Origin of the sequence: Streptomyces sp. NPDC088147 (assembly GCF_044741565.1) — a bacterium.
Lineage (GTDB): Bacteria > Actinomycetota > Actinomycetes > Streptomycetales > Streptomycetaceae > Streptomyces.
Window position 1 is genome coordinate 577,060 of the sequence record NZ_JBIUSY010000002.1, and the last position, 14,398, is coordinate 591,457.

Sequence of the window (14,398 nt, forward strand, 5' to 3'; positions counted from 1 at the left end):
GCCCACGACAGCCCCGCCGTAACCTTCCGGCGGGGCTGTCGCCTATCCGGGTGGAGGCCGTCGTTTCCCCTTCCCATGGCCAAGCGCCGCAGGTCAGAGTGCGGTTGACCGATTTCGCACCACACACGGGGACCGATTCCTATGCACAAGACCACACGCACAGCCATGTCCGTCGGGGCGCTGGCCTTCGCCGCTCTGCTGCCGGCGGCCGTCGCGGAGGCGGCGCCGCCCCGCCTCGGCGAGTGCGCCACCGGCGAGTTGTGCCTCTGGCCGAAGGAGGACTTCCGGGGCGCGCGGCAGACGTACGAGCTGTCGGCCACCGACATCGACAGCTGTGTGCCGCTCCCGGCGGACATCAGCGCGCAGTCACTGGCCAACCGCACGGGGCGGAACGTGACCACCTATCAGTCCGCCGAGTGCGCGGAGACGGGGGAGTTCGAGACGTATCCGGGCAAGGGCAGCTGGATGCCGCAGTCGCCGTACCGGGTACGGGCCTTCAAGATCTGGGAGCGCTGACCGGACCGGTCCCGGGCCGGACCGGAGACGGCCACTCAAGGGAGGAGGGCGGCGGGACCCATGGGTCCCGCCGCCCTCCTCCTGTCTGTCTCAGGCGCCGTCTCAGGCGTCGCCGCCCGCCGCGCCCGGGTCCGCGGCCGAGGCGTCCAGCAGCTGGTAGCGGTCCACCGCCTGCTTCAGCACCGAACGGTCGACCTTGCCCTCCTTGGCCAGCTCGGTCAGCACGCCGAGCACGATCGACTGCGCGTCGATGTGGAAGAAGCGACGGGCCGCGCCGCGCGTGTCCGCGAAGCCGAAGCCGTCCGCGCCCAGCGACTGGTACGTGCCCGGCACCCAGCGCGCGATCTGATCCGGCACCGATCGCATCCAGTCGGACACCGCCACGAACGGTCCCTCCGCGCCGGAGAGCTTCTGGGTCACATACGGGACGCGCTGGTCTTCCTCCGGGTGCAGCAGATTGTGCCGCTCTACCTCGACGGCCTCACGGCGCAGCTCGTTCCAGGACGTCGCCGACCAGACATCGGCCCGTACGTTCCACTCCTCGGCGAGGATCCGCTGGGCCTCCAGCGCCCACGGCACCGCCACGCCGGACGCCATGATCTGCGCCGGGATCGAGCCCTGCTCGCCGCGCCTGTAGCGGTGAATCCCCTTGAGGATGCCCTCCACGTCCACATCGGCGGGCTCGGCGGGGTGCTGGATCGGCTCGTTGTAGACGGTGAGGTAGTAGAAGATGTCCTCGCTGTCCGGGCCGTACATCCGGCGCAGACCGTCCTGGACGATATGCGCGATCTCGAAGCCGTAGGCGGGGTCGTACGCGACGCAGCCCGGGTTCGTCGAGGCCAGCAGATGCGAATGGCCGTCCGCGTGCTGAAGCCCCTCACCGGTCAGGGTCGTACGTCCGGCGGTCGCACCCAGTACGAACCCGCGCGCGAGCTGGTCGGCCATCTGCCAGAACTGGTCGCCGGTCCGCTGGAAACCGAACATCGAGTAGAAGACATAGACCGGGATCAGCGGCTCGCCATGCGTGGCGTACGCCGAGCCCGCCGCGATGAGCGAGGCCGTACAGCCCGCCTCGGAGATGCCGTCGTGCAGCATCTGCCCGGTCGGCGACTCCTTGTACGCGAGCAGCAGCTCACGGTCCACGGACTCGTACTGCTGGCCCAGCGGGTTGTAGATCTTGGCGCTCGGGAAGAACGAGTCCATACCGAACGTGCGGTACTCGTCCGGCGCGATCAGTACGAAGCGCCTGCCGATCTCCTTGTCCCGCATCAGGTCCTTGAGCAGCCGGACGAACGCCATGGTGGTGGCGATCGACTGCTGGCCCGAGCCCTTCTTCACCGCCGCGTAGGTCTTGTCCCCGGGCAGGTTCAGCGGCTTCGCCCGGACCACACGCGTCGGTACGTATCCGCCCAGCGACTTACGGCGGTCGTGCATGTACTGGATCTCTTCCGAGTCCCGGCCCGGGTGGTAGTACGGCGGCGCGCCGTCCTCCAGCTCCTTGTCCGAGATCGGCAGGTGCAGCCGGTCGCGGAAGCCCTTGAGGTCGGAGACCGTCAGCTTCTTCATCTGGTGGGTCGCGTTGCGGCCCTCGAAGTTCGGCCCCAGCGTCCAGCCCTTGACGGTCTGCGCCAGGATCACCGTCGGCTGGCCCTTGTGGGCCTTGGCCGCCGCGTACGCCGCGTAGACCTTCCGGTGGTCGTGACCGCCGCGGCCCAGGTGCAGGATCTGGTCGTCGGTCATGTTCTCGACCATGGCGCGCAGCCGCTGGTCGTCGCCGAAGAAGTGTTCACGGATGTACGCGCCGGTCTCGGTGGCGTACGTCTGGAACTGCCCGTCCGGCGTGGTGTTCAGCCGGTTGACCAGTACGCCGTCCCTGTCCTGCGCGAGCAGCGGGTCCCAGGAGCGGTCCCAGACCAGCTTGATGACGTTCCAGCCGGCGCCGCGGAACTGCGACTCCAGCTCCTGGATGATCTTGCCGTTGCCCCGCACGGGACCGTCGAGACGCTGGAGATTGCAGTTCACGACGAAGGTCAGATTGTCCAGGCCCTCACGGGCGGCGATGGACAGCTGGCCCAGCGACTCGGGCTCGTCCATCTCGCCGTCGCCGAGGTACGCCCAGACATGCGAGGAGGAGGTGTCGGCGATGCCGCGCGCCTCCATATAGCGGTTCATCCGGGCCTGGTAGATCGCGCCGAGGGGGCCGAGGCCCATCGAGACGGTCGGGAACTCCCAGAAGTCCGGCATCAGCCGCGGGTGCGGATAGCTGGACAGCCCGTACGGAGCCTTCGACTTCTCCTGGCGGAACGCGTCGAGCTGCGTCTCGCTCAGCCGGTCGAGGAGGAAGGCGCGGGCGTAGATACCGGGGGAGGCATGGCCCTGGAAGAAGATCTGGTCGCCGCCGTCACCGCCGTCCTTGCCCCGGAAGAAGTGGTTGAAGCCCACGTCGTAGAGGGAGGCGGAGGAGGCGAAGGTGGCGATATGGCCGCCGACGCCGATCCCCGGGCGCTGTGCGCGCGACACCATCACGGCCGCGTTCCAGCGGGTCGCGTTGAGGATCTTGCGTTCGGTCTCCTCGTTGCCGGGGAAGAACGGCTCGTCCTTGGTGGCGATGGTGTTGACGTAGTCCGAGCTGCGCATCTCCGGCACAGCCACACGCTTCTCGCGCGCCCGCTCGATCAGTCGGAGCATCAGATAACGGGCGCGCTCACGGCCGCGCTCGTCCACAGCGGCGTCGAGCGAGTCGAGCCACTCCTGGGTCTCTTCGGGATCAAAGTCCGGGACCTGGCTGGGAAGGCCGCCAATGATGATCGGGTTGCGATCGGATCCGGAAGCCACGCTTTTCCTTCGCTGTTTGGGTCGTATCGTGCCCTGCACGCGATCGCTGCGGTGCACGCCGTCGGGTTACTGCTGCTACGCGGGCCCGGGACCTGGGTGTCTCACCGGAGCCCCCGGGGCACGGGCACGTACGCCGCCCTCCATCGTGTACCGCGGCGGCGGAAACGTCATCTCTACCGAGTGGTAACCCGTGCTCGGCGGGAAAATACCGCGCCCGAGCACGGTTTCCACGGCGGTCAAATCGCAACCTTACGCCCACTCCGGCCATGCGTTTCGTTCGGTCGTTCGGACCTGATTGACGTACCGAAGCGGCATAACATGGCAGAGGATGAGAAAACGTACGGCCTGTGTCACAGGGTGCGAGGTCGAAGTGACAGGAGATGCGACGAAGGAGCCCGGAACGTCACCGTTTCGGCGGTCTCGGCGGCCGGGTACTTGCGCGATCCGCCCCGCCCGTGTGGACAATGGCCAATGCCCCGCGTACGCGCGGCCGAAGCATTTATCCGAAACATGATCAGGAGGCAATCCGTGAGCGCGACCGCGGACCACGCGGAGGAACGAACCAACCTCGCCGCTCGGCTTGGGTTCGAACCCGGACAGGTGGTCCAGGAGCTCGGCTACGACGACGACGTCGACCAGGAGCTCCGCGAGTCCATCGAGGCCGTCATCGGCCAGGACCTTGTCGACGAGGACTACGACGACGTGGCCGACGCCGTCGTCCTGTGGTTCCGTGACGAGGACGGCGACCTTACGGACGCGCTGGTGGACGCCATCGGTTTGATCGAAGACGGCGGAGTGGTCTGGCTGCTGACGCCCAAGACCGGCCGTGACGGCTACGTCGAACCGAGCGACATCAGCGAGGCGGCCCAGACCTCGGGCCTGTCCCAGACCAAGAGCGTGAGCGCCGGCAAGGACTGGACCGGCGGCCGTCTCGTCACCCCCAAGGCGGCGAAGACCAAGCGCTGACTCCGAGCGCCGAGCGCGCAAGACGCAGCAGCCGACAGCGAGCAGCCCTGGACTGCGAGCAGCCTTGAGGGCCCCCGCCGACTCCGGTCGGCGGGGGCCCTGTGCGTAGGGTGGTCGGGAGACAGACAGAGCCACAGCCTTCGAAAGGACGTGCATCCATGGCGATCGAGGTCGGCGCCCCCGCCCCGGACTTCGAACTGAAGGACAACCACGGGCGGACCGTGCGACTGTCCGACTTCCGCCGCTCCGGGGACGGTGCGGACGGCGGCAAGAACGTGGTGCTGCTCTTCTACCCCTTCGCCTTCACCGGTGTGTGCACCGGTGAGCTGTGCGCCCTGCGCGACGAGCTGCCCTCGTTCGTCAACGAGGACACCCAGCTGCTCGCCGTCTCGAACGACTCCATCCACACCCTGCGCGTCTTCGGCGAGCAGGAGGGCCTGGAGTACCCGCTCCTGTCGGACTTCTGGCCGCACGGCGAGGTCTCGCGCGCGTACGGCGTCTTCGACGAGGAGAAGGGATGCGCGGTGCGCGGGACCTTCATCATCGACAAGGACGGCATCGTGCGCTGGACGGTCGTCAACGGTCTGCCGGACGCCAGGGATCTCGACGAGTACGTCAAGGCGCTCGCCGCGCTCTGACCGGCCCCGGCCGGTCCGTCCCATCCGGACGGCCGGTCCGTCCCGTCCGGACCGGCACCCCGAAATCGCACAGCAACGGGGAACCGGTCACTAGGATCCAGTCGTTGATCCGATGCCAACGCCTCAGGGGACGCGCGACCCGCGGCAGCAGCCGCCGAGCCGGGCCGCCGGCCCCGAGAAACCAAAGGGAGGACTCGTGGGAGTCAGCCTCAGCAAGGGCGGAAACGTCTCGCTGACCAAGGCCGCGCCCAACCTGACCGCGGTCACCGTGGGTCTGGGCTGGGACGTCCGTACGACCACCGGCAGTGACTTCGACCTCGACGCCAGCGCCCTGCTGACGAACGCCGAGGGCAAGGTCGCCGTCGACGGGAACTTCATCTTCTTCAACAACCTCAAGAGCCCCGACGGATCCGTCGAGCACACCGGTGACAACCTCACCGGTGAGGGCGAGGGCGACGACGAGGCGATCAAGGTCAATCTGGCCGCGGTCCCCGCCGATGTGGACAAGATCGTGTTCCCCGTCTCGATCTACGAGGCGGAGAGCCGCCAGCAGTCCTTCGGCCAGGTGCGCAACGCGTTCATCCGCGTGGTCAACCAGGCCGACAACAACGAACTCGCCCGGTACGACCTGAGCGAGGACGCCTCGACGGAGACCGCCATGGTCTTCGGCGAGCTGTACCGCAACGGCGCGGAGTGGAAGTTCCGCGCCATCGGCCAGGGGTACGCCTCGGGTCTGCGCGGTATCGCACAGGACTTCGGCGTCAACGTCTGAACCGCCGGGCCTGTCCCCACCGGACACGCCTGGGTATCTTCGAGCACGGCGCCGCACGCTTCAGTGCGGCGCCGTACGCGTCTCGCATGCGGGGTGGTACGCGTCTCGCATCGGTACGGGCACGAGCCGCATGAACAGGGTTTGAACGGGCAGGACGTCAGGCGCGTCCTGCCCGCAGGACGGCAGCACATCATTTCGGGGAGGACTCACCATCATGGGCGTCACACTCGCCAAGGGAGGCAATGTCTCCCTCTCCAAAGCCGCACCCAACCTCACCCAGGTGTTGGTAGGGCTCGGCTGGGACGCGCGCTCCACCACCGGAGCCGACTTCGACCTCGACGCCAGCGCGCTTCTCTGCCAGTCGGGCCGGGTGCTCGGCGATGAATGGTTCATTTTCTACAACAATCTGACCAGTCCGGATGGATCCGTGGAGCACACCGGTGACAATCTGACCGGTGAGGGCGACGGCGACGACGAATCCCTGCTGGTCGACCTCTCCAAGGTGCCTGCTCACTGCGACAAGATCGTCTTTCCTGTCTCGATCCACGACGCGGACAACCGCGGTCAGACGTTCGGGCAGGTCAGCAACGCCTTCATCCGCGTGGCCAACCAGGCCGACGGCCAGGAGCTCGCTCGCTACGACCTCAGCGAGGACGCCTCCACCGAAACCGCGATGATCTTCGGCGAGCTGTACCGCTATGGCGCCGAGTGGAAGTTCAGGGCCGTGGGACAGGGGTACGCGTCGGGGCTGCGGGGCATCGCTCTAGACTTCGGGGTCAACGTTTCGTAAAGCAGTGCGCTGCGCGGGGGAAAACCCGTTAATCACCAGATGGGGTAGCCAGTGATCCTGAAAACCTTCGGCTGGTCGTTCGCCATCACGGCGCTCGGCCTCGCCTTCGCGGCCTGGCAGTGGGGGTGGGAGGCGTTCGGGATCGTACTGATCCTGTCCATCCTTGAGATCTCGCTGTCCTTCGACAACGCGGTTGTCAACGCCGGGGTCCTGAAGAAGATGAATGCCTTCTGGCAGAAGATCTTCCTCACCATCGGCATCCTCATCGCGGTGTTCGGTATGCGACTGGTCTTCCCCGTCGTGATCGTCGCCATCAGTGCCAAGGTCGGGCCCATCGAGGCCGTCCAGATCGCGCTGGACAACCCCGAGCGGTACGAGGCCCTGGTCACCGACGCCCACCCGGGCATCGCCGCCTTCGGTGGCATGTTCCTGCTGATGATCTTCCTCGACTTCATCTTCGAGGAGCGGGACATCAAGTGGCTGGGCTGGCTGGAGCGCCCGCTGGCCAAGCTCGGCAAGGTCGACATGCTCTCGGTCTGCGTCGCGCTGATCGTGCTGCTCGTCACGGCGCTGACCTTCGCCACCAACGCGCACACCAGCACCGGATACCAGGACAAGTCGGCCACCGTGCTGCTCGCCGGCGTCGCCGGTCTGGTCACGTATCTCGTCGTCGGCGGTCTCTCGGGCTTCTTCGAGAACCGGCTGGAGGAGCAGGAGGAGCAGGAGCACGAAGCGGAGGAGAAGGCCAAGGCCGAGGGCAAGCAGGTCTCCGCGATCGGTCTCGCCGGCAAGGCCGCGTTCTTCCTCTTCCTCTACCTGGAGGTCCTGGACGCGTCGTTCTCCTTCGACGGTGTCATCGGCGCCTTCGCCATCACGAACCAGATCTTCTGGATGGCGCTGGGTCTCGGTATCGGCGCGATGTACGTACGTTCGCTCACGGTCTACCTGGTCCGCCAGGGCACCCTGGACGACTACGTCTACCTGGAGCACGGCGCGCACTACGCGATCGGCGCGCTCGCCGCGATCCTGCTGATCACCATCGAGCACTCGATCAACGAGATCATCACCGGTCTGATCGGCGTGCTTCTCATCGGCGCCTCCTTCTGGTCCTCGATCCGCCGTAACAAGGCGCTCGCGGCCGGGGAGGGCGACAAGGACGCCGACGACGACAAGGCGGCGGTCCAGGTCTGAGCCGGTGCTCCGGTGAGCCTTTGGTGAGCCGGTCCTCCTGAGGGTGACGCGGAGGACAATCAGGGAACGCTCTGAACGGGGCGGCCGAGAGGCGTGAGCCTGCCGGCCGCCCCGTTCTTCCATGTGATCGTGGCGAGTTGAGAGTTGACGACAGGAGTGGGGTGGGCATGGCCTTCTGGGACAACCTGTGGCAGGGACAAAGGGCAACGCAATTCGATTCGGGCAACGCCGCGTCCAACTCCATCGAGCTGACCAAGCGGAGGCCGACGGTCTCGCTCACCAAACAGGGCGCGGCCACCGGAAATCTGCGGGTGAACCTCTCCTGGCAGATGCGCACCTCCGATATCGAGGGACGCTCCAGGCAGAGCGGGCGGCTGCTGTCGAACCCCCTCAAGCTGTTCAAACCCGAGGTGGTGCAGGCCCATACGCAGGGCATGGTCAATGTGGACCTCGACCTCGGCTGCATGTACGAGCTGACCGACGGCAGCAAGGGCGTGGTCCAGCCGCTGGGCAACTTCCTCGGGGACCTGAACGATCCGCCGTACGTCAAACTCAGCGGTGACGACCGGTTCGGCGCCGCCTCGGGCGAGACCCTCTACGTCAATCTCGACCACCGGGAGTCGATTAAACGGCTGCTGTTCTTCGTCTACATCTACGACCAGACGCCCGCCTTCGACCGCACGCGCGCACATGTGACGCTGTACCCGAGCAATGGCCCGCGCATCGAGATCGATCTCGACGAGCACGCGCCGCAGGCCCGCTCCTGCGCCGTGTTCTCGGTGGAGAACGTCAAGGGCGACCTGGTGGTGCGCCGCGAGGTGAAGTTCGTCTACGGCTTCCAGGCGGAGCTTGACCGGCTGTACGGCTGGGGGCTCCAGTGGGGGCGTGGCTACAAGACGAAGACCTGAACCGGTCCGGGTGCCCGTATCTGTCCCGGTTTTGGTGCGGGCCCCGGTCCGGGTGCCCGCGCCGGCGTCTACGGGCGGATGAACTGCGGCCCCATGGGGGGCAGCCGGAAGTTCGGATCGGGGGCGGGCGCGGCGGCCGCGGCGGGCTGCGGATAGCCGTACGCCGGGCGCGGGGACGACACGGGCTGGGGATAGCCGTACGGCGGCTGGGCCGACGGCAGGGGAGGCTGCGGGTACCCGTACGCGGGCTGTGCGACCGGCTCGGTGGGCGGCAGCGGCGGCGGAGGCGGCAGCGGCCTCTCCGGGGCCACGGCCACGGTGGCCTCCTCGGAGGCACCGGGCGCCGCGTCCGCGGCGGCCTCTTCCGTCTCGTCCACCAGAATGCCGAACGCGGTCGCCAGACCGTCCAGACCGGTCGGATATCCCTGGCCCACCGCGCGGAATTTCCAGCCGCCACCGCGCCGGTACAGCTCGCCGCAGATGATCGCGGTCTCCTCGCCGGTCTCCGGCCGGATCTCGAAGACGGCCAGCGGCTCACCGTCGGCCGCCGCCGCGTCATAGAGCAGGATCCGCAGATCGGTCACATGATGGAAGCTCGCACCATCGGAGGAGGCCGCGAGTACCACCTGGTCGACCGAGGGGTCGAGCGCCGCGAGATTGGCCTCGACGGCATCGGTCAGCTCGTCCCCGACCTGTTTCTTGGGCAGCCGCCGCACCAGCCCGGAAGGATGGCGCGGCTGGTTGTAGAAGACGAAGTCCTCATCGGAACGGACCCGGCCGTCGTGCCCGAGCAGCAGGGCGGAGGCGTCCACAACGGGAACCCCGGTACCAGGGGACCAGCGCAGCACGGCTCGTACGGCCATGGCATCGAGGGGGACGTTCGAGCCCTTGAGCATCGCGTGCGTCATATCGCCATCCTGCCTTCCCGCCGCCCGCCGGGACAACGCGGGCGCAGAGTCCGATCCGCTCGGTCCGGGCCATGGACGAGAACCGGACGAGTAACCAGGATTTCATGTACCGGGGGAACTCTTGACACCCGCCCATACGTACTATTACCGGCCACATGACCGACGGGCCATCACGGCAGTACGGGGGATTCAGATGCGTCATTTCGGGCATATCCCGACCGCTGCTCGGCAGGCACTGTTCCATCAGGAGCCGTGCGAGTTCACCGCGGACTCGCCCGCGCGGTTGCTCTCGGCCGCTCTCGGGGCCACGCTCTACAGCCCGGCCACCCGGCCGCGGCTCGCCGACGACGTGCTGAAGCAGACCGGGCGCGGAGTCGTCTCCATGGTGCTCTGCCTGGAGGATTCCATCCAGGACGCCGAGGTCGAGGACGCCGAGACCAATCTCGTCCGGCAGTTCGCCGACCTCGCCGAGCGGGGCGTCGCCACCCCGCTGCTCTTCATCCGCGTGCGTGAGCCGGGACAGATATCCGATCTGGTCCGGCGCCTGGGGGACTCGATCCGGCTGCTGTCCGGATTCGTACTACCCAAGTTCACCGAGGAGCGTGGGACGGCCTTCCTGGAGGCGCTCACGGAGGCGGAGAGCGCCTGTGGCCGCACGCTCTACGCGATGCCGGTACTCGAATCGCCCGAGCTGCTGCATCTGGAGACCAGGACCCGGACGCTCACCGGCATCGCGACCGCCGTCGACAAGTACCGCGACCGCGTACTCGCGCTGCGACTCGGTGTGACCGACTTCTGCTCGGCGTACGGTCTGCGCCGCTCGCCCGACATGACGGCGTACGACGTACGCATCGTGGCCGGGGTCATCGCGGACGTGGTGAACGTACTCGGACGTGCCGACGGATCGGGCTTCACGATCACCGGCCCGGTCTGGGAGTACTTCCGGCTCCAGGAGCGCATGTTCAAGCCCCAGCTGCGGCGCAGCCCGTTCCTCGAGGGCCGGGCCGAGGAACTGCGTACCGCCCTGATCGAGCACGACCTCGACGGGCTGCTGCGCGAGATCGAGCTGGACCGGGCCAACGGGCTGCTCGGCAAGACCTGTATCCATCCCTCCCATGTCCCGCCGGTCCACGCACTCTCCGTGGTCAGCCATGAGGAGTTCAGTGACGCCCAGGACATCCTGCGGCCGGAGCGTGACGGGGGCGGGGTGCTGCGCTCCGCGTACACGAACAAGATGAACGAGGTGAAGCCTCACCGCGCCTGGGCCGAGCGCACCCTCCTGCGGGCCGAGGTCTTCGGCGTCGCCCGGGAGGACATCGGCTTCGTGGAGCTGCTCACCGCCGGACTCGGCGCGTGAGCGGTCAGCACGTTCAGGAACAGACCACCCGGACCGGGCAGGCCGGACCGTCGTCGAAGGAAGAGATCGTCACTATGGTGTGGTCGGGCACATGGGTCGCCGAGCGGCTCGGCGTCGAACTCGCCGGCGGCGAGGGTCTGCGGGATCTGCTGGGCCTCGCGCTGCGCCGCAACCCCAAACGGGCCCACCTCCTCGTCTCGAACGTGCTGGGCAAACACGTTCCGCAGCGCCCCGGGGTCGTCCACGGAACCGGCGTCGAGCTGGGTGAGCGCGTACGCGGACTGCTCGGCGCCGACGTGCACCGGGCCGTGGTGCTCGGCTACGCGGAGACCGCGACCGGACTCGGCCACTCGGTCGCCGACGGGGTGCGCCACGCCCCGTATCTCCACTCCACCCGGCGGCCCGTCCCGGGTGTCCCCAGGGCGGGCGGCTTCGAGGAGTCGCACTCGCACGCCACGTCCCATCTGCTGCTCCCCGAGGACCCGGAGCTGCTCGCCTCCGACGGTCCGCTGGTCCTCGTCGACGACGAGTTCTCCACCGGCAACACCGTTCTCAACACCATCCGCGCCCTGCACGAGCGCTATCCCCGCGGCTGGTACGTCATCGTCGCCCTGGTCGACATGCGCTCGGCGGCCGACCAGGGGCGGCTGGCGGAGTTCGCCGAGGAGATCGGGGCCCGCGTCGATCTGATCACCCTGGCCTCCGGTACGGTCCGGCTCCCGGACGGCGTCCTGGAGAAGGGCCGGGCGCTGGTGGCGGAGCAGGAGGCCGAGGCCCTCGCGCCGAGCCCGGTGGACGGCACCCCGGCCACCGGTTCGCCCGAGGTCCCCGGGTCGCCCGAGGCCCATGCGTCACCCGAGGTTCCCGGGTCGCCCGAGGTCCCCGCGACCGGAGTGGCCCGCGTGGCCCTGGACTGGCCGGCCGGAGTCCCCGACGGGGGCCGCCACGGCTTCACCCCCGCCCACCGAGCCGCCCTGGAGGCCGCGCTGCCCGCCATGGCGGCCGAGACGGCCGCCGGGCTGGGCGACGCCCGGCGCGTGCTCGTGCTCGGCTTCGAGGAGCTGATGTACGCCCCTCTGCGGCTCGCCGAAGCGCTGGAGCGCTCCAGCGGCGCCGAGGTGAGGTTCTCCACCACCACGCGGTCGCCGGTGCTGGCCGTGGACGATCCCGGGTACGCGATCCGCAGCCGCCTCGTCTTCCCGGCCCATGACACCGCGGCCTTCCCCGACGGCGACGGCGCCGGAGACCGTTATGCCTACAACGTCGCGGGCGCCGGTTTCGACGCCGTCGTGGCGGTCGTCGACTCCCTGGCCGACTCTCCCGAGCTGCACGCCCCCGGCGGTCTGCTGGCCCGGCTCGCCGCACACATACCCCGGGTGGTCCTGGCCGTGGTCCCCTCGTACCTCCCCGCCTCCGCGCGCCTCCCGCGCTCTTCGCACGACCCCGAACGGCAGGAACCCTCCATGCTGCCCGAGCCCCTTCGCGGCCCCGCTTTCTCCTCCTACGCACCCGACGACGTGGGCTGGCTCCTCCAGGACCTGTCCGAGGTGGAGCTGGAGGCCCCGACGGAGGAGCGCGAGGAGGCCATACAGAGCGGTGGCGCGCACTACGCCGAATCCCTTCCCGTCGAATACCAGCCGAGCGCCCAGTACCAGGAACTGTTCAAAGCCGCGCTGGAGACCTCGGCGGCCCGGATCGCGCGGGCCGTCGGCACCGTCACGGAAACGGTGCTCGCCGAGCGGTCCCCCCGCCCCGTCCTGGTCTCGCTGGCCCGCGCCGGCACGCCGGTCGGCGTACTGATGCGCCGCTGGGCCCAGCACCGGCACGGCCTGGACCTGCCGCACTACGCCGTCTCGATCGTGCGTGGCCGGGGCATCGACGCCAACGCCCTGCGCTGGCTCGCCGCCCACCACGACCCCGCCGATGTCGTCTTCGTCGACGGCTGGACCGGCAAGGGCGCGATCACCCGCGAACTCGCCCAGGCCCTCGAAGCGTTCGGCGGATTCAACCCCGAGATCGCGGTCCTCGCCGATCCGGGCGGCTGCGTGCGGACCTACGGCACCCGGGAGGACTTCCTCATCCCCTCCGCCTGTCTCAACTCGACGGTCTCCGGCCTGATCTCCCGTACCGTCCTCCGGTCCGATCTGGTCGGCCCCCATGACTTCCACGGCGCGAAGCACTATCGCGAACTCGCCGGCGCCGATGTCTCCGGCCATTTCCTGGACACCGTCGCGGCCCGCTTCGACGAGGTCACCCACGCCGTGGACGCCGAGGTCAAGGAACTGCTCTCGGCGGACCGCGCGCCCACCTGGGAGGGCTGGGCGGCCGTCGAGCGGATCAGCGAGGAGTACGGCATCCACGATGTGAACCTCGTCAAGCCCGGCGTCGGCGAGACCACCCGCGTCCTGCTGCGCCGCGTCCCCTGGAAGATCCTCGCCCAGCGCGACGCGGGCGCCGACCTCGATCATGTCCGGCTGCTGGCCGAGCAGCGCGGCGTGCCCGTCGAGGAGGTCGACGACCTCCCGTACACCTGCGTGGGACTCATCCACCCGCGGTACACCCGGGGCGCCACCGGCGCGGACGGCAAGGCGGTCGTCTCGCCGTGACCCTCTCCCACACCCCGGGCACCCCCGCGCGGCCGTCCGTCCTGGTCGCCAGCGATCTGGACCGCACCCTGATCTATTCGGCCGCCGCGCTCCAGCTCCCGATGCCGGACGCCGAGGCTCCCCGGCTGCTCTGCGTCGAGGTGTACGAGAGCAGACCGCTGTCGTATCTGACCGAGACGGCCGCCGGACTGCTCGATCGGCTCGCCCGCGCCACCGTCTTCGTACCGACGACGACCCGCACCCGCGAGCAGTACGGCCGTATCCATCTGCCGGGCCCCGCGCCGCGGTTCGCGATCTGCGCCAACGGCGGCCACCTCCTGGTGGACGGAGTGCCGGACCCGGTCTGGCGGGACCGGGTGGCCGACCGGCTGGCCGACGAGTGCGCCCCCCTGGCCGAGGTCCGCGCCCATCTGCTCGCCGCCGCCGACCCCGCGTGGCTCCTCAAGGAGCGGATCGCCGAAGACCTCTTCGCCTATCTCGTGGTCGACCGCGCCCTCCTTCCCGAGGGCTGGGTGAAGGAACTCGCCGGATGGGCCGACGGCCGGGGCTGGACCGTCTCCCTCCAGGGCCGCAAGATCTATGCCGTACCGCGACCGCTCACCAAGAGCGCCGCGATGCGCGAGGTGGCCCGCAGGACCGGCGCCGAACTCACCCTCGCCGCGGGGGACTCGCTGCTCGACGCCGACCTGCTGCTGGCCGCGGACCGAGGCTGGCGCCCCGGCCACGGAGAACTCGCGGACAGCGGCTGGAACGCCCCGCATGTCGACGTGCTCCCGCAGACGGGTGTCGCGGCGGGAGAGGAGATCCTCCGACGCCTCACCCGCGCCGCTGCCCCGGGCGCCGCTGCCCCGGGCCCGGCCTGACCCGGGTCCGATCTGCCCCGGCGAGCGGTCGCCCGACCCGACTACGAA

12 protein-coding genes are annotated in these 14,398 nt (G+C 69.0%); 10 read left to right on the plus strand and 2 right to left on the minus strand.

All coding sequences use genetic code 11. From position 1 onward, the window contains the following. Positions 1 to 141: 141 nt before the first annotated feature. A complete protein-coding gene (locus tag ACIOGX_RS07810) occupies positions 142 to 516 on the plus strand; it encodes a peptidase inhibitor family I36 protein (RefSeq protein ID WP_401911152.1) in 375 nt (124 codons plus the stop codon). A 102-nt stretch (positions 517 to 618) separates the two neighbouring features. Here ACIOGX_RS07810 and aceE read toward each other — a convergent pair whose 3' ends face one another. After that, positions 619 to 3,351, minus strand: coding sequence for a pyruvate dehydrogenase (acetyl-transferring), homodimeric type (gene aceE / locus ACIOGX_RS07815; RefSeq protein WP_356506715.1), 2,733 nt, complete (start codon positions 3,349 to 3,351; stop codon positions 619 to 621). A gap of 528 nt (positions 3,352 to 3,879) precedes the next feature. Here aceE and ACIOGX_RS07820 point away from each other — a divergent pair. The 6 genes from ACIOGX_RS07820 to ACIOGX_RS07845 all read left to right on the plus strand — a co-directional run bounded on the left by ACIOGX_RS07820 (position 3,880) and on the right by ACIOGX_RS07845 (position 8,616). After that, complete coding sequence (locus tag ACIOGX_RS07820) at positions 3,880 to 4,317, plus strand: DUF3052 domain-containing protein (protein WP_030352588.1); 438 nt, start codon at positions 3,880 to 3,882, stop codon at positions 4,315 to 4,317. Positions 4,318 to 4,475: 158 nt separating this feature from the next. Then, positions 4,476 to 4,955, plus strand: coding sequence for a peroxiredoxin (locus ACIOGX_RS07825; protein WP_401911156.1), 480 nt, complete (start codon positions 4,476 to 4,478; stop codon positions 4,953 to 4,955). Between the two features lie 196 nt (positions 4,956 to 5,151). Beyond that, positions 5,152 to 5,727, plus strand: a complete 576-nt coding sequence (locus ACIOGX_RS07830) for a TerD family protein (RefSeq protein WP_129768710.1) — start codon at positions 5,152 to 5,154, stop codon at positions 5,725 to 5,727. A 214-nt stretch (positions 5,728 to 5,941) separates the two neighbouring features. Continuing rightward, positions 5,942 to 6,517: a TerD family protein gene (locus ACIOGX_RS07835; RefSeq protein WP_129768711.1), complete on the plus strand. Its 576-nt coding sequence runs from the start codon at positions 5,942 to 5,944 to the stop codon at positions 6,515 to 6,517. Between the two features lie 51 nt (positions 6,518 to 6,568). Further along, on the plus strand, positions 6,569 to 7,708 hold the full coding sequence (locus ACIOGX_RS07840) for a DUF475 domain-containing protein (RefSeq protein ID WP_129768712.1): 1,140 nt from the start codon (positions 6,569 to 6,571) through the stop codon (positions 7,706 to 7,708). A 167-nt stretch (positions 7,709 to 7,875) separates the two neighbouring features. Next, the gene (locus ACIOGX_RS07845; protein WP_129768713.1) at positions 7,876 to 8,616 is read left to right on the plus strand and encodes a Tellurium resistance; all 741 of its coding nucleotides are present in this window, start codon (positions 7,876 to 7,878) and stop codon (positions 8,614 to 8,616) included. 68 nt (positions 8,617 to 8,684) lie between these two features. On the opposite strand, the gene ACIOGX_RS07850 is transcribed toward ACIOGX_RS07845, so the two are convergent. After that, positions 8,685 to 9,524, minus strand: coding sequence for a TerD family protein (locus tag ACIOGX_RS07850; RefSeq protein ID WP_387015462.1), 840 nt, complete (start codon positions 9,522 to 9,524; stop codon positions 8,685 to 8,687). A gap of 193 nt (positions 9,525 to 9,717) precedes the next feature. Here ACIOGX_RS07850 and ACIOGX_RS07855 point away from each other — a divergent pair, with 193 nt between their 5' ends. The 3 genes from ACIOGX_RS07855 (at position 9,718) to ACIOGX_RS07865 (ending at position 14,350) form a co-directional block, all read left to right on the plus strand. Continuing rightward, on the plus strand, positions 9,718 to 10,881 hold the full coding sequence (locus tag ACIOGX_RS07855; protein ID WP_356506721.1) for an HpcH/HpaI aldolase/citrate lyase family protein: 1,164 nt from the start codon (positions 9,718 to 9,720) through the stop codon (positions 10,879 to 10,881). Positions 10,882 to 10,955: 74 nt separating this feature from the next. Beyond that, on the plus strand, positions 10,956 to 13,487 hold the full coding sequence (locus ACIOGX_RS07860) for a phosphoribosyltransferase (protein WP_401912017.1): 2,532 nt from the start codon (positions 10,956 to 10,958) through the stop codon (positions 13,485 to 13,487). Continuing rightward, a complete protein-coding gene (locus tag ACIOGX_RS07865; protein ID WP_356506723.1) occupies positions 13,484 to 14,350 on the plus strand; it encodes an HAD family hydrolase in 867 nt (288 codons plus the stop codon). Before ACIOGX_RS07860 ends, ACIOGX_RS07865 begins: the two co-directional genes overlap by 4 nt. Positions 14,351 to 14,398: the final 48 nt, after the last annotated feature.